General features: G+C 63.5%; 20 protein-coding genes and 1 tRNA gene. 13 read left to right on the top strand and 8 right to left on the bottom strand.

Annotation, left to right across the window (positions count from 1 at the left end):
- The first annotated feature begins 5 nt into the window (after positions 1-5).
- From mutY to KXR72_RS17795, 11 genes are all read left to right on the top strand, one after another.
- Positions 6-1,073 (top strand): A/G-specific adenine glycosylase, encoded by a 1,068-nt coding sequence (gene mutY / locus KXR72_RS17745; RefSeq protein WP_437422519.1) that lies wholly within the window; start codon positions 6-8, stop codon positions 1,071-1,073.
- A complete protein-coding gene (locus KXR72_RS17750; RefSeq protein ID WP_437422409.1) occupies positions 1,070-1,342 on the top strand; it encodes an oxidative damage protection protein in 273 nt (90 codons plus the stop codon). The genes mutY and KXR72_RS17750 overlap by 4 nt, the downstream gene beginning before the upstream one ends.
- Before the next feature lie 103 nt (positions 1,343-1,445).
- Positions 1,446-1,521, top strand: a tRNA-Phe gene (locus KXR72_RS17755).
- Between the two features lie 167 nt (positions 1,522-1,688).
- Entirely contained in the window at positions 1,689-2,159 is a 471-nt protein-coding gene (locus tag KXR72_RS17760; RefSeq protein ID WP_437422410.1) for a thermonuclease family protein, read from the top strand.
- A 145-nt stretch (positions 2,160-2,304) separates the two neighbouring features.
- Positions 2,305-4,437: a TonB-dependent receptor gene (locus tag KXR72_RS17765; protein WP_437422411.1), complete on the top strand. Its 2,133-nt coding sequence runs from the start codon at positions 2,305-2,307 to the stop codon at positions 4,435-4,437.
- A 215-nt stretch (positions 4,438-4,652) separates the two neighbouring features.
- Positions 4,653-6,704 carry a BCCT family transporter gene (locus tag KXR72_RS17770; protein ID WP_437422412.1) on the top strand — a complete coding sequence of 684 codons (2,052 nt, stop codon included), beginning with the start codon at positions 4,653-4,655 and terminating at the stop codon, positions 6,702-6,704.
- A 250-nt stretch (positions 6,705-6,954) separates the two neighbouring features.
- Positions 6,955-7,728 (top strand): ABC transporter ATP-binding protein, encoded by a 774-nt coding sequence (locus KXR72_RS17775; RefSeq protein ID WP_437422413.1) that lies wholly within the window; start codon positions 6,955-6,957, stop codon positions 7,726-7,728.
- 14 nt (positions 7,729-7,742) lie between these two features.
- Positions 7,743-8,498 carry an ABC transporter substrate-binding protein gene (locus tag KXR72_RS17780; protein WP_437422414.1) on the top strand — a complete coding sequence of 252 codons (756 nt, stop codon included), beginning with the start codon at positions 7,743-7,745 and terminating at the stop codon, positions 8,496-8,498.
- 62 nt (positions 8,499-8,560) lie between these two features.
- The gene (locus KXR72_RS17785) at positions 8,561-9,256 is read left to right on the top strand and encodes an ABC transporter permease (protein ID WP_437422415.1); all 696 of its coding nucleotides are present in this window, start codon (positions 8,561-8,563) and stop codon (positions 9,254-9,256) included.
- A complete protein-coding gene (locus KXR72_RS17790) occupies positions 9,253-9,942 on the top strand; it encodes an ABC transporter permease (protein ID WP_437422416.1) in 690 nt (229 codons plus the stop codon). Before KXR72_RS17785 ends, KXR72_RS17790 begins: the two co-directional genes overlap by 4 nt.
- Before the next feature lie 121 nt (positions 9,943-10,063).
- Entirely contained in the window at positions 10,064-10,954 is an 891-nt protein-coding gene (locus KXR72_RS17795; RefSeq protein WP_437422417.1) for a D-hexose-6-phosphate mutarotase, read from the top strand.
- A gap of 3 nt (positions 10,955-10,957) precedes the next feature.
- Here KXR72_RS17795 and KXR72_RS17800 read toward each other — a convergent pair whose 3' ends face one another.
- The 6 genes from KXR72_RS17800 to KXR72_RS17825 form a co-directional block, all read right to left on the bottom strand.
- Complete coding sequence (locus tag KXR72_RS17800; RefSeq protein WP_437422418.1) at positions 10,958-11,644, bottom strand: uracil-DNA glycosylase family protein; 687 nt, start codon at positions 11,642-11,644, stop codon at positions 10,958-10,960.
- 3 nt (positions 11,645-11,647) lie between these two features.
- Positions 11,648-12,175 (bottom strand): DUF3299 domain-containing protein, encoded by a 528-nt coding sequence (locus KXR72_RS17805; RefSeq protein ID WP_437422419.1) that lies wholly within the window; start codon positions 12,173-12,175, stop codon positions 11,648-11,650.
- Between the two features lie 52 nt (positions 12,176-12,227).
- On the bottom strand, positions 12,228-12,479 hold the full coding sequence (locus KXR72_RS17810) for a GlsB/YeaQ/YmgE family stress response membrane protein (protein WP_243604351.1): 252 nt from the start codon (positions 12,477-12,479) through the stop codon (positions 12,228-12,230).
- Between the two features lie 100 nt (positions 12,480-12,579).
- Positions 12,580-13,665, bottom strand: coding sequence for a 5-(carboxyamino)imidazole ribonucleotide synthase (locus tag KXR72_RS17815; protein WP_437422420.1), 1,086 nt, complete (start codon positions 13,663-13,665; stop codon positions 12,580-12,582).
- Positions 13,666-14,157, bottom strand: coding sequence for a 5-(carboxyamino)imidazole ribonucleotide mutase (purE, locus tag KXR72_RS17820; RefSeq protein WP_243604353.1), 492 nt, complete (start codon positions 14,155-14,157; stop codon positions 13,666-13,668). It lies immediately after the preceding gene.
- A gap of 209 nt (positions 14,158-14,366) precedes the next feature.
- Positions 14,367-15,281, bottom strand: coding sequence for a LysR substrate-binding domain-containing protein (locus tag KXR72_RS17825; protein WP_437422421.1), 915 nt, complete (start codon positions 15,279-15,281; stop codon positions 14,367-14,369).
- 186 nt (positions 15,282-15,467) lie between these two features.
- On the opposite strand from KXR72_RS17825, the gene KXR72_RS17830 reads away from it, so the two are divergent.
- Complete coding sequence (locus KXR72_RS17830; RefSeq protein ID WP_437422422.1) at positions 15,468-16,892, top strand: aspartate ammonia-lyase; 1,425 nt, start codon at positions 15,468-15,470, stop codon at positions 16,890-16,892.
- 91 nt (positions 16,893-16,983) lie between these two features.
- A complete protein-coding gene (locus KXR72_RS17835) occupies positions 16,984-18,243 on the top strand; it encodes a dicarboxylate/amino acid:cation symporter (protein WP_437422423.1) in 1,260 nt (419 codons plus the stop codon).
- 98 nt (positions 18,244-18,341) lie between these two features.
- Here KXR72_RS17835 and KXR72_RS17840 read toward each other — a convergent pair whose 3' ends face one another.
- Positions 18,342-19,493, bottom strand: coding sequence for a hypothetical protein (locus KXR72_RS17840; protein WP_437422424.1), 1,152 nt, complete (start codon positions 19,491-19,493; stop codon positions 18,342-18,344).
- A gap of 162 nt (positions 19,494-19,655) precedes the next feature.
- Complete coding sequence (locus tag KXR72_RS17845; protein ID WP_437422425.1) at positions 19,656-20,894, bottom strand: RNA polymerase sigma factor; 1,239 nt, start codon at positions 20,892-20,894, stop codon at positions 19,656-19,658.

Consider the following 20,894-nt stretch of genomic DNA (forward strand, 5'->3'; position numbering starts at 1 on the left):
AGCCGATGAGCCCGGAGCAGTTCGGCGACGCCGTGCTCGAATGGTACGACCGTCACGGGCGCAAAGACCTGCCCTGGCAGCAGGGCATCACTCCGTATCGGGTCTGGGTGTCGGAAATCATGCTGCAGCAAACCCAGGTCAGCACCGTGCTCGGCTATTTCGACCGGTTCATGGACGCGCTCCCCTCGGTCGAGGCGCTTGCTGCCGCGCCGGAAGACGAAGTGCTCCACCTCTGGACTGGCCTCGGCTACTACAGCCGTGCCCGCAACCTGCACAAGACTGCCAAGCTGATCGTGGCCGAGTACGGCGGCGAATTTCCCCGTGACGTCGAACGCCTCGCCGAACTGCCCGGCATCGGCCGCTCGACCGCGGGCGCCATCGCCAGCCTCAGCATGGGCCTGCGCGCGCCGATCCTCGACGGCAACGTCAAGCGCGTGCTGGCCCGCTACACCGCTCAACCGGGCTATCCCGGCGAGCCGAAAGTCGCCCGCCAGCTCTGGGACGTCGCTGAGCGATTTACCCCGGGCCGGCGCGTTAACCACTACACCCAGGCAATGATGGATCTGGGCGCCACACTCTGTACGCGAAGCAAGCCGAGCTGCCTGCTCTGCCCGCTACGCTCGGGCTGCCGCGCTCACCTGCTGGGTCGCGAGACGGATTTCCCGGTCCCCAAGCCGCGCAAGACGTTGCCACAGAAGCGCACCCTGATGCCGCTGCTGGCCAACCGGGACGGCGCCATCCTGCTCTATCGTCGCCCATCGACGGGCCTTTGGGGCGGCCTCTGGAGCCTGCCCGAACTGGACGACTTGGACGCCCTCGCGCCGCTCGCCGAACGCCACGCCCTACGCCTGCAGGGGCAACAACCGTTGCCGGGCCTGACGCACACTTTCAGCCATTTCCAGCTCGCCATCGAACCCTGGCTGGTCCGCGTCGACAGCGTCGCCGGCGCCGTGGCCCAGCCCGACTGGCTCTGGTATAACCTCGCCACCCCGCCGCGACTGGGGCTTGCCGCCCCGGTGAAGACGCTGCTCAAGCGCGCCGCCGCCGAACTGAACGCAGGAGAGATGTCATGACCCGCACCGTGAATTGCCGCAAATACAAGGAAGAACTGCCCGGCCTGGACCGCCCCCCATACCCCGGCCCGAAAGGCGAGGACATCTATAACAACGTGTCGAAGCAGGCCTGGGACGACTGGCAGAAACACCAGACCATGCTGATCAACGAACGCCGCCTGAACATGATGAACGCCGAGGATCGCAAGTTCCTCCAGGCCGAAATGGACAAGTTCCTCTCCGGCGAAGAGTACGCCCAGGCCGAAGGCTACGTGCCGCCGAGCGAGTGAGGGCGAGCAGGGCGGGTAGTCACCTAAACGCCCGTCCTGGCTAAATATTTTTCCAGGGCGCGCTTGACAGGCAAAAGCCAAATCCGTCTAATAGCGCCCCGTTGCCCAGGTAGCTCAGTCGGTAGAGCAGGGGATTGAAAATCCCCGTGTCGGCGGTTCGATTCCGTCCCTGGGCACCACTCATTTCGTTTCGAGTGGTGCACACCTTCGAAACACCAGAAACCGGCCATGAGCCGGTTTTTTGTTGCCTGCGATTTCTGTAGTCGCTACCCATCTGAGACACAGCTCCCTGCCCTTCGGTAATTGGCCTGCTAACCTCGCGCGCCTCGCTTCGCCGGAGGTACACATGCTGCGCTACCTGCTCGCCACCTTGTTGGTCACCGCCCTGCCCGCTTCGGCTGACTCAATCGACTGCCGCGTCATCGGCATTGCGGGGGGCGATCTCTTTGCGTGCCTGACTGCCGACCGAGAGCGGATACGTGTGCGGCTGGCTGAGGTCGACGCGCCCGAGGCGGGGCAGGCGTATGGCCTCGAGGCACAGCACGCCCTGTCGGGCTTCATTTTCGGTAAGGACGTCTCGCTCGCGGTGAAAGGACGCGATCGCCATGGCCGCACGCTTGCGCGGGTTCATGCGGGCGACACGGATGTGAACGCCGAGATGATCCGAGCAGGTGCAGCCTGGGCCGAACCCGACTACATGACGGATCGGAGCCTGCTAGCCCTCGAAGCCGTGGCGCGCGAATTCAAGCGCGGCCTGTGGGCATTGCCCAAATCGGACCGGCAGGCGCCCTGGGAATGGCGCCAACGCAAGCGGTGAGTCGCCACGGCAAGACCACCCCCATCTCGCTGGAAGACTTGCGCAAGGCCGAAACAACCCAGCCGACTGTGTAAATTTAATGAAAGTAATTCGCATTTAGTTTAAGTTCTCGCTCCCCCAATAAAACCAATACCGGGAGCACCAGGTGTTACGCAAACCTTGTCTTTGTCTGGCCATTTCTCTGGCTTCCCTATCCTTCGCCTCCGCGCCGGTCCTGGCCAACCAGGCGGCCGAGCTTGAAGCAGTGACCATCAGCGCCACACGCGCTCGAAGCGAAGCGGGCAAGACGCCCCAGAAAATAACCGTCATCGATCGCCAACAGATCGAGCAGCAGCTGGCGATCACGTCGGATCATGGTGCGGTGCTCAGCAACCTGATCCCCTCCTACTCCCCGAGCCGGCAGAAGATGAGCAGCGCTGGCGAAACCTTTCGCGGTCGCTCGGCGCTGATCCTGATCGACGGCGTACCGCAGTCGACGCCGCTTCGCGACAGTCAGCGAGATGGCTATGTCATCGACTTGTCAATGGTCGAGCGCATCGAGGTGATCCACGGCGCCAGTGCCGAGCACGGCCTGGGCGCCACGGGCGGGATCATCAACTACGTCACGCGGCGCCCCGCCAGTGGCACGCTACGCCAGCATGCCGCCGTGAGCCTCACGGCCCCCACCGACTACGATTCCGAAGGCCTTGGCTACAAGATGGACTACCGGGTCGAAGGCACGAAAGGCGATTTCGACTACCTGGCCGCGGCCAGCTGGCAGACGCAAGGGATGTTTTACGACGCCAATGGCGAACTGATCGGTGTCGACGACACCCAGGGCGACGTCATGGATTCCACCGCCCAGGATCTGATGGTCAAGCTCGGCTACTGGATCGATGACAACCAGCACGTGTCGCTCATGCTCAACCGCTACCAGGTCGAAGGCGAACACGAATACGTGAACGTGCCGGGCGACGCAGACGCCGATGTACCCGCGACCTCGCGCAAAGGCGACCCGCAGGGCAAGGCGCCGCAGAACGAGACGCTGGCGAGCAGCCTTTCCTACAAGCATGCCGATCTGTACGGCAACGAACTTGGCCTTCAGCTTTACACCCAGCGTTTTCGTGCGCGCTTCGGTGGCGGAACCAATGGCACCTTTCAGGACGACAGCATCGCGCCGATCGGCACCCTGTTCGATCAGTCGCAAAACGAATCGGACAAGATTGGCGGCAAGCTGACCCTGAGTCGCGACGGCCTGCTCGACGATCACCTGCGGCTGACGGGCGGCCTCGATGTGCTGCAAGACACCACCCGCCAGCAGCTGATCCTCACTGATCGGGAATGGGTACCGGAGACGGTATTCCGCAACTACGCGCCCTTCTTGCAGGCCGAGGTCCGCACGCTGGACTCCCTGACCCTCTTCGCCGGGGTGCGCCACGAGTTCGCCGAGCTTGAGGTCGACAGTTTCCGCACCATCGCCTCGACCAATCCGGCGCTAGGCGGCGTAGACGTCGAGGGCGGCAACCCGAGCTTCGAAGAAACGCTCTACAACGCCGGCCTGGTGTGGCAGATAAATGACTGGGCACAACTGTTCGGAAACTATTCCGAGGGCTTCGGTATGCCTGATGTCGGCCGCGTGCTGCGCGGCATCGGCACCCCGAACACTCGCGTAGACAGCTTCCTCGATCTACAGCCGGTGGTTACCGAGAACCGCGAGATCGGTCTGCGCCTGAAGCAGGGGCCGTTCGATGCCGAGATCAGCTACTACGAGTCCGACGCCGATCTCGGCTCACGTCTGGACAGCGTAGGCGGGGTCTACCAGATCCGTCGCGAGCGCACCGAGATCGACGGCGTCGAGCTCACCGCTGGCTGGCAGGTCAACGATGCACATCGCCTGAAACTGATGTATGCCCAGGTCGATGGCCGCTCGGACACCGACGGCGACGGCAAGGTCGACACCGACCTCAACGGTGCCAACATCTCGCCGGACCGCTACAGCATGAGCTGGCAGGCCAACTGGACTGACAACCTCCACAGCCTGCTACAGGTAAACCACTACGCCAGCCGCGATTTCGACACGCCCGGCCTGGAGTTCGATGGCTACAGCCTGGTCGATGCCACCCTGGGCTACCGGTTGCCGGTGGGCGAGGCCAGCCTCGGCATCGAGAACCTGCTGAATGAGGACTACCTGACCTACTACTCGCAGGCGGCCAACACCGGCTCGAAGGTCACCCGCGACGGTCGCGTGTTCAACGGCCGCGGTCGCACCTTCACGCTCGCCTACGCCGTCACGTTCTAAGCGACACGGCGCACTCGGTTCACGCGCCGGAACACCCCACCCCACCGTCCTTGCCCGCGCACGTCCTGTGCGCGGTTGGCCCGAAGGCGCCTGCTTCGGGAAAGTTCTGGTGAGTATTCGGCCGCCCCTTGCCGTCTACCTTTGGTTGGCGTCTCGCATAAAGGAGCCACAGCCCGTATTCCGTCCCATTCTCCAACCAGAGAGCAGACCGACATATGGAAGCAGACAAGAAGCTACCCAAAGCCATCATCCTCGTGCCGGTGTTCGTGCCCGCGGTCATCGTGACGCTGCTCTTGGTGATCGGCACGATCAGCAACCCAGACCTGGCAGGCGAACTGTTCAGCTCGACCCTGGCCTTCATCACCACCAATTTCGGGTGGTTCTACATGCTGTCGGTGGCCTTCTTCCTGGTCTTCATCGTCGGCATCGCGCTGACCAAATGGGGCAACATCAAGCTGGGTCCGGACCATGCCGAACCGCAGTACAGTTTCCCCGCCTGGTTCGCCATGCTCTTCTCGGCCGGGTACGGCATTGCGCTGCTGTTCTTCGGTGTTGCCGAGCCCGTACTGCATTACGCGTCACCGCCAGCCGGCGCGGCGGAAACGGTCGATTCGGCCAAGCAGGCGATGCAGATCGCCTTCTTTCACTGGGGTTTCCATATCTGGGGCATCTTCGGCATCGTCGGGCTGGCGCTGGCGTACTTTTCGTTCCGCCATGGGCTGCCGCTGTCGCTGCGCTCGGCGCTGTATCCCCTGATCGGTGAGCGCATCTACGGGCCGATCGGCCATTTCGTCGACGTGCTGGTCATTCTCGGCACGCTGTTCGGCATCGCCACCACGCTTGGGTTGTCGGTCACTCAGATCAACGCGGGTCTGAATTACCTCTGGCCGGAGATCCCGGTGAGCATCTGGGTGCAGGTCACCGCCATCGCCATCATCACCGCGATGGCTGTCGCCTCCGTGGTTGCCGGCTTGGACAAGGGCGTGAAGAACCTGTCGCTGCTCAACATCCTGCTGGCGACCGTGCTCATGCTGTTCGTGCTGGCGGTAGGTCCCACCATCTTCATTCTCGAGACCTTCCTGCAGAACACCGGCAGTTATTTGAACAACATCGTCGAGCGGACCTTCAATCTTCAGGCGTACAGCCGCAGCGACTGGATTGGCAACTGGACGCTGTTCATCTTCGGCTGGACGATTTCCTGGTCGCCCTTCGTCGGGCTGTTCATCGCCAAGATCAGCCGCGGGCGCACCATCCGCCAGTTCGTCTTTGGAGTGATGATCGTGCCAACGATGTTTACCTTCCTCTGGTTCTCAGTCTTCGGCGACACCGCGCTGCACCTGATCATGGTCGAGGGCTACACCTCGTTGATTGCCGAGGTCCAGGCTGACAACGCCATCGCGCTGTTCAAGCTGTTCGAACTGCTGCCCTGGTCATCAGTCGCCTCGTTTCTGGCGGTGCTGCTGATCGTGACCTTCTTCGTCACCTCGTCGGACTCCGGCTCGCTGGTCATCGACTCGATCGCCGCCGGTGGCGCCATCCGCACGCCGGTCTGGCAGCGGGTGTTCTGGGCGACTATCGAGGGCGTCGTCGCCGCGACGCTTCTGATCGCTGGCGGTCTCAGCGCGCTCCAGACCATGGCCATCGCCAGCGGCCTGCCATTCTGCATCCTGATGATGCTGGCCGGGCTCGGCATGTGGCGCGCGCTCGTCATCGAAGGGCACCAGCTCAGCCTGCAGAACCTCGCCCAGGGCAATCGTGCAACCACAGCGGCGCCCGGTACGTGGAAGAAGCGCCTGGCCGGGTTGGTCAACTTTCCCAACCGCGAGCAAGTGCAGACCTTCATGGACACCACCGTGCTCAAGGGCATGCGCCGCGTGCAACGCGGGCTGGTAGAGCAAGGCTGGCCGGCCGAGATACAGATCGACGAAGCCAACTCGCGCCTGTATCTGGAAGTGATCAAGGAAGACCAGCTCGACTTCGTCTATGAGATTCGCGCGGTCGGCTACGCCATGCCGGCGTTCGCGTTCGCCGACGCACCGGAGTCGGACGAGCTCTACTACCGCGCCGAAGTCTTCCTGCGCCGCGGCGGGCAGCACTACGATGTGTACGGCTACGACCAGGCCGACATCATTAGCGACATTCTCGACCAGTTCGAAAAGTACCTGCACTTCCTGCATATCTCGCCCGGCAGCCTGCCATGGCGCATGGAAGAGCATGACGAAATGCTGACCGGCGAGGCCGAGCACGCTCGAACTGGCTCGGCCTGACGCTCGCACCCAAGGGCGCAAACGATCCAATTGCGCCGCCCTTGGGAATTTCATCTATATAGATAGAGGCACCTGAACAGGGCACGGCAAAGCTGACCGGTCAGTCACGCCGCACGGGGTAGCGTCGCGCTTGGCGCATGCCCCCACCCATGCTAGGTTTGCGCCTCGCCAGGACGGCGAGCAGTCGGCCGGAGCGCAATTTACATAAAGACGGACCAGGTCCCCGCCTGCTCCGAGAAGAGGAAGCTCAATGGCCGAGGCCATACCCGCGCTGGAAATCCGCAACCTGCACAAGCGCTACGGCGATCTGGAAGTACTCAAGGGCATCTCGCTGACCGCGCGCGACGGCGACGTGATTTCCATCCTCGGCTCGTCCGGCTCCGGAAAATCCACCTTCCTGCGCTGCATCAACCTGCTGGAAAACCCCAACGAGGGCGAGATTTACGTCTCCGGCGAGCAGCTGCGCCTCAAGCGTGCAAAGGACGGTGACCTGGTTGCCGCGGACTCCAAGCAGATCAACCAGATGCGCAGCAAGCTGGGCTTCGTGTTCCAGAGCTTCAATCTCTGGCCCCACATGAGCGTGCTGGACAACATTATCGAAGCGCCCCGCCGCGTGCTTGGCCTTAGCAAGGCCGAGGCGACCGAAACGGCCGAAGCCTTGCTGGCCAAGGTTGGGATCGCCGACAAGCGACACGTCTACCCGAATCAGCTCTCCGGCGGCCAGCAGCAGCGCGCGGCCATTGCACGGACGCTGGCGATGCAACCACAGGTCATCCTGTTCGATGAGCCAACCTCGGCCCTCGACCCGGAGATGGTACAAGAAGTGCTTACGGTGATCCGGTCGCTGGCCGATGAAGGTCGCACCATGTTGCTGGTCACCCATGAAATGAACTTCGCCAAGCAGGTTTCCAGTGAGGTCGTCTTCCTCCACCAGGGCCTGGTCGAAGAGCAGGGAACGCCCGAGCAGGTGTTCGACAATCCCCAATCGGCACGCTGTAAACAGTTCATGTCCAGCCATCGCTAATGGAGCAACACCGCATGAAAAGCTATAAGAAGATTCTGCTGACCGCCGCCGCCACGCTGATGATCGGCGCCAACGCCTTTGCTGCAGAAAAACTGCGTATCGGCACCGAAGGTGCTTACCCACCCTTCAACTTGATCGATGCCAGCGGGCAGGTCGTAGGGTTCGACCTGGACGTCGCCCACGCGCTCTGCGCCAAGATGGAAGTCGAGTGCGAAGTGGTCACCTCTGACTGGGACGGCATCATTCCCGCCCTGAATGCCGGTAAGTTCGACTTCCTCGCCGCCTCCATGTCGGTCACCGAGGAGCGCAAGCAGGCTGTCGATTTCACCGATCACTACTACACCAACAAGCTGCAGTTCGTGGCGCCCAAGTCCGTCGACTTCAAGACAGACGAGAGCTACCTCGATGGCAAGGTGATTGGCGCACAGCGTGCGACCATCGCCGGTACCTGGCTCGAGGACAACCTCGATGACGTCGTTGACATCAAACTCTACGACACCCAGGAAAACGCCTACCTTGACCTTGCAGCTGGCCGCGTTGACGGCATCCTTGCCGACTCGTTCGTCCAGTGGGAATGGCTCAAGAGCGATGCAGGCAAGGACTTCGAGTTCAAAGGCGAGCCGGTGTTCGACAACGACAAGATCGCCATCGCCGTACGCAAGGGCAATGACGAGCTGCGTGAAAAGCTGAACAAGGCGCTGGCGGAAATCCGCGCTGACGGCACCTACGAGAAGCTCAACGCCAAGTACTTCCCGTTCGACATTTACTGATCCAGCTGAATCGAAGCCCGGCCGCCAGTCTTGGTAGGTCGGGCTTTGATGTTTGAGCCCATATGATTCTCGATCTTCACGGATTCGGTCCGGCGCTGGTCGCCGGCACCTGGATGACCATCCAACTGGCCCTTGCGGCGCTCGCCCTCGGCCTGGTGCTGGGCCTGCTCGGCGCGCTGGCCAAAACGTCCCCGTTTGCCGCCCTGCGCTGGGTCGGCGGCACGTACTCGACGATTGTCCGCGGCGTCCCCGAGCTGCTCTGGGTGCTGCTGATCTATTTCGGCACCATTGGCCTGGTGCGCGGTATCGGTGAGCTTTTTGGCATCGAGAACCTCGCCCTGAGCCCCTTCGCTGCAGGCACCATCGCCCTCGGCCTGTGCTTCGGCGCCTATGCCACGGAAGTCTTCCGCGGTGCTTTGCTGGCGATCCCGAAGGGTCACCGGGAAGCCGGTCTCGCGTTGGGCTTGGGTAAGCGACGCATCTTTCTGCGCCTGATCCTGCCGCAAATGTGGCGCCTGGCCCTGCCTGGCCTCGGCAACCTGTTCATGATTCTGATGAAAGACACGGCGCTCGTATCGGTCATCGGCCTGGAAGAGATCATGCGCAGCTCTCAGATCGCCGTGACCGCGAGCAAGGAACCCTTCACGTTCTTCGTCGTTGCCGCACTCATCTACCTGGGCCTGACGGTCATTGCCATGACGGGCATGTATTTCCTAGAAAAACGGGCCGGTCGCGGCTTTGTCAGGAGCGCCGCATGAGCTGGGAGCTATTCATCAAGTGGCTGCCGAGCTTTCTCGAAGGCGCCTGGCTGACCCTGCAACTGGTCGGGGTCTCGGTCATTGCCGGCCTGATTCTCGCCCTGCCGCTGGGCATTGCCCGCTCGTCCCGCATGCTGGCCGTGCGCGCCCTGCCCTACGGCTACATCTTTTTCTTCCGTGGTACGCCGTTGCTGGTCCAGCTCTTCCTGGTGTACTACGGCATGGCGCAGTTCGAGGCGGTCCGCAACAGCGTGCTCTGGCCTTACCTACGTGATCCTTACTGGTGCGCCATCATCACCATGACGCTGCACACCGCGGCCTATATCGCGGAGATCCTTCGCGGCGCGATCCAGAACGTGCCTGCGGGTGAGGTCGAGGCGGCACGGGCGCTGGGCATGTCACGTAGCCAGGCGCTTTGGCACATCATCCTGCCCCGTGCGGCGCGTATCGGCCTGCCGGCCTATAGCAATGAGGTGATCCTGATGCTCAAGGCCAGCGCGCTGGCGAGCACCATCACGCTACTGGAATTGACCGGCATGGCGCGCAAGATCGCCGCCCGCACCTACATGCACGAAGAGATGTTCCTCACTGCCGGCCTGATCTATCTGGTTATCGCCTTCGTGCTGATGCAGGGGTTCAAGTTGATCGAGCGCTGGCTGCGCGTCGACGCCTGCCAGGGCCGCTGATCACGCCCCGTCGGGGCCCGCCCGCGCGGCGCCCCGCCTGCCCCTCTCACCGCGCCGTTCTGGAATCCCGCGGCGCCGGCAGGGTCAGAGCTATTCATTCATTACCCTCGCGAGAGCACCTATGCCCGTCGACATCCAGCGCATCGAAATGGACCAACTCGCTTGCTGGCGTATCCGCCGCGGCGATGCCGAGCTGGTAGTCGCCGAGCAGGGCGCACAGGTACTCAGCTACCGCGGTGCGGACGGCCAGCCGGTCATCTGGCTGAGCGAGCAGGCCGCCTTTCTGCGCGGCCAACCGGTGCGCGGCGGCGTACCGGTCTGCTGGCCTTGGTTCGGTGACCTGAAGCGCAACCCTCAAGCCGTGCAGAACGCCTACCACAGCAGCGAACCGCCAGCACACGGGCTGGTTCGCGGCATCGACTGGACACTGCAGAGCAGCGACAGCGATGACGAGGGCGCATCCCTGATCTTCGCCTGCCCCGGCAATCTTCCCGGCTGGCCTCACGAGGTTAGGGCGGAGCTGAAGATTCGCCTCGACGACCGGCTGCATCTGTCATTGACCAGCCATAATCGCGGGCACCAACCCGTGGCGCTGTCCCAGGCACTGCACAGTTATTTCGCCATCAGCGACATCCACCAGGTGGTGGTCGAGGGCCTCGATGGCCTGCCCTACATCGAGACGCTCGACGGCTGGCAGCGCCGCGAACAACAAGGCGACCTGCGCTTCGCTGGCGAGACTGACCGCATTTACCTCGACGTTCCAGCCAGCCTGGCCCTGCATGATCCAGCAGCGAACAGGCGCATCAGGTTAGAGGTCGAGGGGTCGCGCTCGGCCGTGCTGTGGAACCCCTGGATCGACAAGTCGCAGCGCCTCTCGCAATTCGCCGACGACGCTTGGCAGCGGATGCTTTGCATCGAGACGGCCAATGTCATGGACGATGTCGTGCAGCTCGCGCCCGGAGCCAGCCATACGCTCAGCGTTGCGATCGGCGTCGAGCCAAGCGCCAGCTGAGCGCTATCGCCTGGGCAGTAGCTGCGTCAGCCGCGCATCGAGCAACCCGGGGAAGCGGCTGTACCAGGCGAGATTGCGTGGCGAGGGGTGTGGCAGTGGGTGCAGGCGCAGCTGGCGTCTGCCTTGCCCGGTGTCGAGCATGATCTCGCAACATGAGCTGAACCTGTCCTCACGCTGCCAGTAGGCCTCCAGCCGCTGACGATCGGCGGGCGTCGCATCGAGGCCGAACCAGAGAAAGGCCTCGCGCCCGAGTGTGACAACGTCTTCGCCCTCCCAACGTTCCAGCAGCAAACGTCGCATCAACGGATGAAAGCGGCGCTTGACCGCCATCGACCATGCGCGATTGCCCAGCGGTTTGTAGGGCACGGTGTTAAGCCAGAAGAAGTCGGCTCCCACCGCCAGGCTCGCCTCGAAGCTGGGCGACTCGGTTGCGTAAAGATGGCGATGAAGCGCACGCCGCACCAGCTGCCCGCCGCTGCCAACGAACGGCTCGCCATGGCGCACCTCCTCGCGCCCCGGGTCACGCCCGAGAAAGGCGACGGGGGCGTCGCCTGGGCCGAGCCCGATGATGGGCTCCAGCGGGTCCTTGCCGAATGCCTGGTAAACCGCCGTGTCGATCCCCTCCGTCAGTGCTGCCAGATTGCGAAACGCCTGGCGCAGCTGCGGATCAAGAGCCCCAGACTGACGCATCGGCTAGGGATCGTCCTCGTCGACGAGCGTGACGCTGCTAGCGGCAATGGCGTAGGCGGCATCCGCCAGTTCATTGCTGACCGGTTCGATTGCCAGCGTACCGTCGACCCATAGCGGCGCGTAGATGTCGTCCAGCAGGATGCCAGCCGGGTATCGCACCATCACGATCTGGTTCGGCGGTGGCGGTGGAACGTGGATGCAGGCGCCCGGGTAGGGTACGAGGAAGAACTCGATGGCGCGCCCTTTTGCGTCGGTTTCCAGCGGGACGGGATAACCACCCAGGCGAATCTGCTTGCCCGCCAGGGCCGGCACGGTTTTGGCCGAATACATCACCTCCGGCAGGCCGGCGCCTTGCTTGAGTCCACCCTCGTCGCTGAAGCCGTCCGCCTCGGGTGTGTCGTGCGCGATCTCGGGCATGTCTTCCAGCGCCTGGCGATCTTCGGCCGGCATCAGTTCGAGCCAGTCGAGTTCGGCCGGGGCGGCATGGGTGAAGGTGGCGCAGAGCAGCAGAAAGAGGGCGGTGAGGCGCATGGAGGTCGACTGGTCGATGGGAAACGGGCCGCCGGAGACGGCCCCGTGCGGATCAGTGTTTACGGCCGGTCACCATACCGTAGATCACCAGAAGGATGATTGCACCGATCACGGCACCGATAAACCCTGCACCCTCGCCTGCCTCGTAGAGGCCGAGCGCCTGGCCACCGTAAGTCGCCAGCAACGAACCGCCGATACCCAGCAGGATGGTCATGATCCAGCCCATGCTGTCGTTGCCCGGTTTCAGGAAGCGTGCGATCAGGCCCACGATCAGGCCGATGATGATTGTTCCGATGATGCCCATTGGCAGTCTCCTAAGGTCCGATATTGGCGTTACCCAATTTCGGACCGGCGCCGCGCCAGCCAGTTCGGAAACCGGTGCGGCGAGCCAGACGGCCGGGAGCTCAGTTACGTTTGATCAGCGACTCGACCGCCGTAACCTGCCGGTCAAGGGTCGCGCGATCCGGGCAGCGCAACGTGGCGTGGCCAACCTTGCGCCCCGCTTTGAAGGCCTTGCCATAGTGATGCAGGTGGCAATCCTCAACGGAAATGACCTTGTCCACCGGCGGCACTTCACCGATGAAGTTGAGCATGGCGCTCTCGCCCAGCTTCGCTGTCGAGCCCAGTGGCAGGCCGGTCACCGCGCGCAGGTGATTCTCGAACTGGCTGCATTCGGCGCCTTCGATGGTCCAGTGCCCGGAGTTGTGCACACGCGGCGCGATCTCGTTGGCCTTGAGGCCACCGTCTACCTCGAAGAACTCGAACGCCAGCACGCCGACATAGTCGAGCTGCTTGAGCACGCGACCTAGATAGTCCTCGGCCAACGCCTGCAGCGGATGGTTGCTACTGGCAACCGAGAGCCTGAGGATGCCGTCCTCATGGGTATTGTGAACCAGGGGATAGAAACAGGTTTCGCCGTCACGACCCCGCACCGCGATCAGCGAGACTTCGCCACTGAACGGCACGAAGCCTTCGAGGATGCAGGGCACGCTGCCCAGTTCCGCAAAGGCGCCGGTAACGTCGGCCGGTTTGCGCAGGACCTTCTGACCCTTGCCGTCGTAGCCCAGGGTCCGCGTCTTGAGCACAGCCGGTAGGCCGATGCTGGCTGCCGCGGCGTCGAGATCTTGCTGCGACTGAATGTCGGCAAATTCCGGGGTGGGAATGCCGAGATCCTTGAACATGGACTTTTCGAACCAGCGATCGCGAGCGATGCGCAGCGCCTCGGCGCTGGGGTAGACCGGTACGAACTGCGAGAGAAAGGCGACGGTTTCGGCCGGCACGCTCTCGAATTCAAAAGTCACCAGGTCGACCTCATCGGCCAACTGGCGCAGATGATCCTGATCGCCATAATCGGCACGCAGGTGCTCGCCGAGCGCGGCGGCACAGGCATCCGGCGCCGGGTCGAGAAACGCGAAGTTCATGCCCAGCGGTGTGCCCGCCAGGGCCAGCATGCGGCCCAGCTGGCCGCCACCGATCACGCCAATCTTCATTTACGCGTCCCTCGGGTCCGGGTTATCGAGCACGGTCTGGGTCTGTTCGTCGCGGAATTTCTTCAGCGCCACGTGATACTCGGGGAATTCATGGCCCAGGATGCTGGCCGAGAGCAGCGCAGCGTTGATGGCGCCCGCTTTGCCAATGGCCAGGGTCGCGACCGGCACACCGGCTGGCATCTGCACAATGGACAGCAGCGAATCAACGCCTGAAAGCATCGATGACTGCACAGGCACGCCGAGCACCGGCAGGTGAGTCTTGGCCGCGCACATGCCCGGAAGATGGGCGGCACCGCCCGCACCGGCGATGATCACCCGCAGGCCACGCTGTTCAGCCTGTTCGGCGTACTGGAAGAGCAGATCGGGGGTGCGGTGCGCGGACACCACGGTGACTTCGTGCGGTATGCCGAGCTTTTCCAGCATATCGGCGGTGTGGCTCAGGGTTGACCAGTCGGACTTGGAGCCCATGATCACGCCTACCAGTGCGCTCATCATCGTGCCTCTCATCGGCGCCTTAGGGGCGCATCAATAACGACAAACCACGCTATAGAGCGTGGCCTGGAATGCCTCGCGGCCTGGCGATTGCCGGCCGTCGAGAGGGCCGGGGAGTATAGCGCAACCCCCGTCCGGTCAGTACCCCACCGGCCGACAAGGCGGCGGCTGCGTCCGGGTTGTGACAAGCAGATCGGTTAGCCGCTCGCTTACCCTTCGCCGGTCTGCCCCGCTCCCGCTTCGAGCTTGCGCCAGAGCAGCCGGACCGGCGCCTTGCGCACCAGCGCACAGCGATACAGACGGATTTCCAGCGGCACACGCCACTGCTCGCCACCGCAAACCACCAATTCGCCACGTTCGAGTTCGGCGGTCACGCTCAGGCGCGGCACCCAGGCCAGACCGAGGCGCTGCATGGCCATGCTCTTGAGGCTGTCGGCCATGGCGGTTTCGTAGAGCGTCGTCGCGCGCAGCCCACGCTGGCGCAGCAACAGGTTGACCGAGCGGCCGAGCGAGGCACCCGCGGTGTAGGCCAGCAACGGGACCGTCTGCCCGCTATCCGGATCGAACAGCGGCTCGCCGCCGGCATCCACCGCGCAGACCGGGACGATCTCTGTGCGCCCGAGCGACAACGAGGGAAACAGCTCCGGGTCCATCTGCAGCGCGGCTTCCGGATCGTAGTAGGCGAGGATCAGGTCGCACGTACCCTCGCGCAGCGAATGCACGGCCTCACCGACGTTGGTCGCCACCAGTCGGCTGTTCACCGGCACTCCATCCTGGCGCAGGCGGGCCAGCCACTCGGGAAAGAAGCCGAGCGCCAGCGAGTGAGCGGCGGCGATCTGCAGCACTTCGCCGCGCTGACCTTCGAGGTTGTGCAGGTAATGCACCGCTTCGCCGAGCTGGTCGATCATGTTGCGCGCGGTCACCAGAAACAGCTGCCCCGCCTCGGTCAACTCGACCGGCGTGCGCGCACGGTTGACCAAGGTCAGGCCGAGGCAATTCTCCAGGCTGCGGATACGCCGACTGAATGCCGGCTGGGTGACGAAGCGCCGCTCGGCGGCCTGGGAAAAGCTGCGGGTGGCGGCCAGGGCGACGAAGTCTTCCAGCCATTTCGTTTCGATGTTCATGCCAGCTCCGGGCGGTGGGACAAGCGACGCACAACTCGATAACGCTCGCCAGCGAAACGGCGTCACAGCATCGTTATGCCGATCCTGCATGACCCAACACCCAACGGCATTGGCCGAGCATCACCTTGAACCCCTATGGTAGCGGCCTTCGCGGCAAATGCCGTTTTTCTCTCGGATGAGAACCTCATGTCCTCCGCTGCATCCTTCCGGCTTGAAAAAGACCTGCTTGGCTCCCTTGAAGTCCCCGCCGACGCCTACTACGGCATCCAGACCCTGCGCGCGGTGCGCAACTTTCACCTCTCCGGCGTGCCGCTTTCGCACTTTCCCAAGCTGGTCGTGGCGTTGGCGATGGTCAAGCAGGCCGCCGCAGACGCCAACCGCGAGCTCGGTCACCTCAGCGATGCCAAACATGTGGCGATCAGCCAGGCCTGTGCGCACCTGATTCGCGGCGAGCACCACGAGCAGTTCGTCGTCGACATGATCCAGGGCGGCGCCGGCACCTCGACCAACATGAACGCCAACGAGGTGATCGCCAACCTCGCACTCGAATACATGGGCCACGCCAAGGGTGAATATCGCCACCTGCACCCGAACAATGACGTGAACATGGCGCAGTCGACCAACGACGCCTACCCCACCGCCATCCGCCTCGGCCTGCTGCTCGGCCACGACACCCTGCTGGCCAGCCTCGACAGCCTGGTGCAGGCGTTCGCCGAGAAGTCCGGCGAATTCGCCCACATCCTGAAAATGGGCCGCACCCAGCTGCAGGATGCCGTGCCGATGACCCTCGGTCAGGAATTCCGCGCCTTTGCCACCACGCTTGGCGAAGACCTCGAGCACCTGCGCCTGATTGCGCCGCAGCTGCTGGTCGAAGTGAACCTTGGCGGCACCGCCATCGGCACTGGCATCAATGCCGACCCCAACTATCAGGCCCTGGCCGTGCAACGCCTGGCGACCATCAGCGGGCACCCGCTGAAACCCGCTGCCGACCTGATCGAAGCCACCTCCGACATGGGCGCCTTCGTTACCTTCTCCAGCATGCTCAAGCGCCTGGCGGTGAAGCTGTCGAAGATCTGCAATGACCTGCGTCTGCTCTCCAGCGGCCCGCGCACCGGTATCAACGAGATCAACCTGCCAGCGCGCCAGCCGGGCAGCTCGATCATGCCGGGCAAGGTCAACCCGGTGATTCCCGAAGCGGTCAACCAAGTCGCCTTCGAGGTGATCGGCAACGACCTGGCGCTGACCATGGCCGCCGAGGCCGGCCAGCTGCAGCTCAACGTGATGGAGCCGCTGATCGCCTTCAAACTGTTCGATTCGATCCGCCTGCTGCAGCGCGCCATGGACATGCTGCGCGAGCACTGCATCGTCGGCATCACAGCGAACGAAGACCACTGCCGCCGCCTGATGGAAAACTCCATCGGCCTGATCACCGCGCTCAACCCCTACATCGGCTACGAGAATGCCACCCGCATCGCTGGCCAGGCGCTGCTCAGCGGGCGCGGCGTGCTGGAGCTGGTGCGTGAGGAGCAACTGCTCGACGACGCCACGCTCGACGACATCCTGCGACCGGAAAACATGATCGCCCCGCGGCTTGTCCCGCTGAAGGCCTGACCCCCGTTTCACGCGCCCGACTCGTCGGGCGCGCTTGCATCCGGGCCGCGATCGGCGGCCCTTCTTTCAATAAGAACAACAAGGTACCCGCATGAACCAGAGCACCACCCTGCGTACACCCTTCCGCCTGCTCGGCCGCCTGGCCCTCTGGCAGCAGATCCTCATTGGCCTGGCCCTCGGCATCGCCGTCGGCCTGGCATTCAAGCAGGACGCCCTTGTCCTGGCGCCGATCGGCACGCTGTTCCTCAACGCGATCAAGATGCTCTTCGTGCCGCTGGTGTTCGTCTCGCTGGTAGCCGGCATCACCTCGATGAAAGACAGCGCCAAGCTCGGCCGCATCAGCGTCAAGACCATCGTCGTCTATCTAGTGACCACCGCCTTCGCGGTCAGCATCGGCCTGCTGTTCGGCGCCCTGTTCAGCCCGGGTGAAGGGATGAACATGGTTGCCAGCGGCACGGCCGAAACCAAGGAGGCGCCATCGCTGGTGAGCATCCTCGTCGGGTTGGTGCCGAGCAATCCGGTGACCGCCTTCTCTGAAGGCAACATCCTGCAGATCATCGTCTTCGCCATCGCGATGGGCGTCAGCATGAACCTGGTCGGCGAGCGCGCAGCCCCGGCGGTGCGCCTGTTCGACGGCCTGGCCGAAACCTTTTACAAGCTCACCGACCTGGTGATGCGCGTCGCCCCCATCGGCGTATTCGCGCTGACTGCCGGGGTGGTCGGCAGCCATGGGGCGGAAGTCTTGCTGCCGCTCGCCGGGGTGATCGGTGTGATTTATCTCGCCAGCATCGCCCATGTACTGGTCGTTTACGGTGGCCTGCTGGGGCTGGTCGGCCGGCTCAGCCCGCTGCGCTTCCTGCAAGGCATTGCGCCCGCCCTGGCGGTCGCCTTCAGCACCTCGAGCAGCGCCGGCACGCTGCCCGTCTCCATCGAGTGCGCCCGCAAGAACCTGGGTGTCTCCGAAGGCGTCGCGGGCTTCGTGCTGCCGGTCGGCGCGACCATCAACATGGATGGCACGGCCATCTATCAGGGCGTGCTGGCCCTGTTCATCGCGCAGGCCTTCGGTATCGACCTCAGCGCCGGGCAATACCTGATGATCATCCTTACCGCGACGCTCGCCTCGATCGGCACGGCCGGCATCCCCGGCGCCGGGCTGATCATGCTCGGCCTGGTCCTGACCTCCGCCGGCTTGCCGCTCGAAGGCGTAGCGCTGATCGCCGGCATCGACCGCATCCTCGACATGGCCCGCACCACCGTCAATGTCGCTGGTGACCTGATGACGACGACCCTGATCGGCCGCAGCGAGAACGAGCTGGATCGTGAGGTGTTCGACAGCGCAGCCAACCGCTAGCGCGATCGCGGCGCCTGCAACAGGCGCCGCGTGGAACTTGCCCCTACGTACCCATCGTATCGAGGCAACTGATTCGCTAGAGAGCCTGGGAGCACCGCTCAGTCCTGGTCAGTCCTTCCATACGAAAGCACCACAAAGGTAAGAAACCAGGCGATCAGCGGGATATAGGCTCCGATGAACATCCGGTGCCTGTGTTTTCGCTCTTGTTCGTTGTAAGCGGCCTGGGTCCAGTCGAATTGAAGCAGCTCCCGCTTTATCCGGCCTCGATCGATTCGAGCGATGAACTGACCAACAAAATCGCGTTGGCGCACCAGCCGTTCAGCTTCGTCATCACACATCCATACAACCTTTCGTTGCAAGGCGGTCGGGTGATCTCGAAAGCTGCAGGTCCCTTGAGCTTTTTTGGACTGGATCGGTGGTTTGATCCGATAGATAAAACCTTCATGGGTGCCGAGCAACACATCCTGCCCACGCTCAATGGGCAGCATGACGGTATCGCGGTAGGCCAGCGGCCAGATTCTTCCTTCTGTATCCGCGATAAAGCTCTGCGGCTCGCAACGGCGATGGGTGCTGAGCCAACCACTACGACAGCTCAGTTTCTCGCCAAATGCCGCAACCGTAACGGGCTGATCAACCAGGCTGCGAAGCGCCGGCATTGGCCTCGGACGGAGGCTCCAGACCGAAACCGCGGATACAAGCACCGCGCACAAGAGATACAAGACAAGCGCGCGGCTCGGGAAGCGCATCCGTTTGATCATTACGTAGGCCAGGGCCAACACAAGTATGTCGGCCAACAGGCGTCCGCCGTCTCGCCATAGAAGCGACTTATGCCACGCCTTCAGTTGCACCATATCGAGCAACGTAGCGGTACGGGGTAAGCCTGGAAGCGGGGCTGGCGAAGCGGTTCGGGTAATGGTGTACGCAACGTCACCCCGTAGCCCTACGTTGAGCTCGTCGCCTGCCTGCAGCAATGCATAGCGGCCGTCGTTCGCATCGAGCAACGGTGCGAGAAACATCCGTATTTCCCGCTGCCGATCAGTGACAAGCACCATCCTCCAGTCGCACAGGCGCTCGCCACGGCGGAGCACCCTGCAGTACTGCCCCGTTTTCACGCTTTTAACAGTGATACGTTCTTGGACAAGCTCTTGCGCGTCCGGGACGGTGGCCATAAGCGAGGCGGCACGACTGATGGCGTCTTTAGCAGCCAATGCGGACAGCAAAGCGAAGATCGCCAAAAAAAGAAGCCGCATGTTTCGTCCTTGAGTGAGCTGCGGGTTCGACGCACCGATAGGCCTGACGGGGGCGCCGCAAAAACACAGCACCCTAGCCCAAATCGATAACGGGCTATGCGGACCCGTTCACGGGCGTTTAGCCAAATCGCTAACTGCGCATCCGGGACAAGCCTCCCTTCGCTATCGCCCCAATGAGTCAAGCCGACGCTGCAGAAAACGCCTCTCCGATTCGAGCCGGGCGAGAGACAGTGCGGTTCGGTAAGCCCGGCGCGCTTCGTCCAGGCGGCCGAGTTGGTAGCAGAAGTCGGCACGCGCGGCGTGTAGCAGGTGGTTATCCTTCAACAGGGCGCGGGCCTCGATGTGGTCGAGAACGGCCATACCGGCCGCAGGGCCGTCGTGCATGGCCAGCGCCACGGCACGGTTCAGTTCGATGGTCGGTGATGGACTGACGCACAGCAGCACATCGTAGAGCCTGATGATCTGCTGCCAGTCGGTCTCCGGCGCACTGGGGGCCTCGGCATGCACGCCGATGATGGCCGCTTGCAAGGCGTAGGGGCCAGGGCGGCCAGTTCTGAATGCCTGCCGTACTAGCGCCAGACCCTCCGCGATGATGGCCGGCTCCCATAGGCTGCGGTCCTGATCCTCGAGCCGCACCAGATCCCCAGCGGCATCGACCCGCGCCGAGCGGCGGGCTTCGTGCAGCAACATCAGCGCCAGCAGCCCGCTCACTTCCGGATTCGGCAGCAGATGCTCGAGCAAGCGACCCAGACGAATTGCCTCACGGCAGAGGTCGGCGCGGGTCAGCGCATCGCCGCCCGTGGCGCAATAGCCTTCGTTGAACACCAGATAAATCACTCGCAGCACGCTATCCAGCCGCTCCGGCAGCTCGTCGCGGTCCGGCACGTGATAAGGCAGCCGCGCCTCACGAATGCGCGCCTTGGCGCGAACGATGCGTTGGGCGATGGTCGCGGGCGCAACGAGAAAGGCGCGGGCGATCTCGTCGGTAGTCAAGTCGCAGACCTGTCGCAGCGTCAGGGCGACCTGCGCATCAGGCGGCAATGCCGGATGGCAGCAGGTGAAGATCAGCCGCAGACGATCATCGTCCACCTCGTCCACCTCCCCCGGCGCCGCCTGCTCGAGCTGATCGGCGAGCTGCTGCAACGAGGCATCGAAGCGCATGCGCCGGCGCAGGGCGTCGATGGCCTTGAATCGTCCAGCCGACACCAACCAGGCGCGCGGGCTCGCCGGCACGCCATCGCGCGGCCACTGCTGGACAGCGGCGGCGAAGGCGTCGTGCAGCGCCTCTTCGGCGCGATCGAAATCACCGAGCAGTCGGATCAGGGTCGCCAGCACGCGCCTCGACTCGCTCCGGTAGAGATGCTCGATGCGCGCCGCGACATTGGTCGCCTGGGCGGGCAT

Source organism: Stutzerimonas chloritidismutans (genome assembly GCF_051486945.1).
In the GTDB taxonomy this organism is placed as follows: Bacteria; Pseudomonadota; Gammaproteobacteria; order Pseudomonadales; family Pseudomonadaceae; genus Stutzerimonas; species Stutzerimonas chloritidismutans_B.

Excerpts from the sequence above, each read along its gene's own strand:
- mutY (WP_437422519.1), top strand. The coding sequence starts at position 6 with ATGAGCCCGGAGCAGTTCGGCGACGCCGTGCTCGAATGGTACGACCGT.
- KXR72_RS17750 (WP_437422409.1), top strand. The coding sequence starts at position 1,070 with ATGACCCGCACCGTGAATTGCCGCAAATACAAGGAAGAACTGCCCGGC.
- KXR72_RS17760 (WP_437422410.1), top strand. The coding sequence starts at position 1,689 with ATGCTGCGCTACCTGCTCGCCACCTTGTTGGTCACCGCCCTGCCCGCT.
- KXR72_RS17770 (WP_437422412.1), top strand. The coding sequence starts at position 4,653 with ATGGAAGCAGACAAGAAGCTACCCAAAGCCATCATCCTCGTGCCGGTG.
- KXR72_RS17775 (WP_437422413.1), top strand. The coding sequence starts at position 6,955 with ATGGCCGAGGCCATACCCGCGCTGGAAATCCGCAACCTGCACAAGCGC.
- KXR72_RS17780 (WP_437422414.1), top strand. The coding sequence starts at position 7,743 with ATGAAAAGCTATAAGAAGATTCTGCTGACCGCCGCCGCCACGCTGATG.
- KXR72_RS17785 (WP_437422415.1), top strand. The coding sequence starts at position 8,561 with ATGATTCTCGATCTTCACGGATTCGGTCCGGCGCTGGTCGCCGGCACC.
- KXR72_RS17790 (WP_437422416.1), top strand. The coding sequence starts at position 9,253 with ATGAGCTGGGAGCTATTCATCAAGTGGCTGCCGAGCTTTCTCGAAGGC.
- KXR72_RS17795 (WP_437422417.1), top strand. The coding sequence starts at position 10,064 with ATGCCCGTCGACATCCAGCGCATCGAAATGGACCAACTCGCTTGCTGG.
- KXR72_RS17800 (WP_437422418.1), bottom strand. The coding sequence starts at position 11,644 with ATGCGTCAGTCTGGGGCTCTTGATCCGCAGCTGCGCCAGGCGTTTCGC.
- KXR72_RS17805 (WP_437422419.1), bottom strand. The coding sequence starts at position 12,175 with ATGCGCCTCACCGCCCTCTTTCTGCTGCTCTGCGCCACCTTCACCCAT.
- KXR72_RS17810 (WP_243604351.1), bottom strand. The coding sequence starts at position 12,479 with ATGGGCATCATCGGAACAATCATCATCGGCCTGATCGTGGGCCTGATC.
- KXR72_RS17815 (WP_437422420.1), bottom strand. The coding sequence starts at position 13,665 with ATGAAGATTGGCGTGATCGGTGGCGGCCAGCTGGGCCGCATGCTGGCC.
- purE (WP_243604353.1), bottom strand. The coding sequence starts at position 14,157 with ATGAGCGCACTGGTAGGCGTGATCATGGGCTCCAAGTCCGACTGGTCA.
- KXR72_RS17825 (WP_437422421.1), bottom strand. The coding sequence starts at position 15,281 with ATGAACATCGAAACGAAATGGCTGGAAGACTTCGTCGCCCTGGCCGCC.
- KXR72_RS17830 (WP_437422422.1), top strand. The coding sequence starts at position 15,468 with ATGTCCTCCGCTGCATCCTTCCGGCTTGAAAAAGACCTGCTTGGCTCC.
- KXR72_RS17835 (WP_437422423.1), top strand. The coding sequence starts at position 16,984 with ATGAACCAGAGCACCACCCTGCGTACACCCTTCCGCCTGCTCGGCCGC.
- KXR72_RS17840 (WP_437422424.1), bottom strand. The coding sequence starts at position 19,493 with ATGCGGCTTCTTTTTTTGGCGATCTTCGCTTTGCTGTCCGCATTGGCT.
- KXR72_RS17845 (WP_437422425.1), bottom strand. The coding sequence starts at position 20,894 with ATGCCCGCCCAGGCGACCAATGTCGCGGCGCGCATCGAGCATCTCTAC.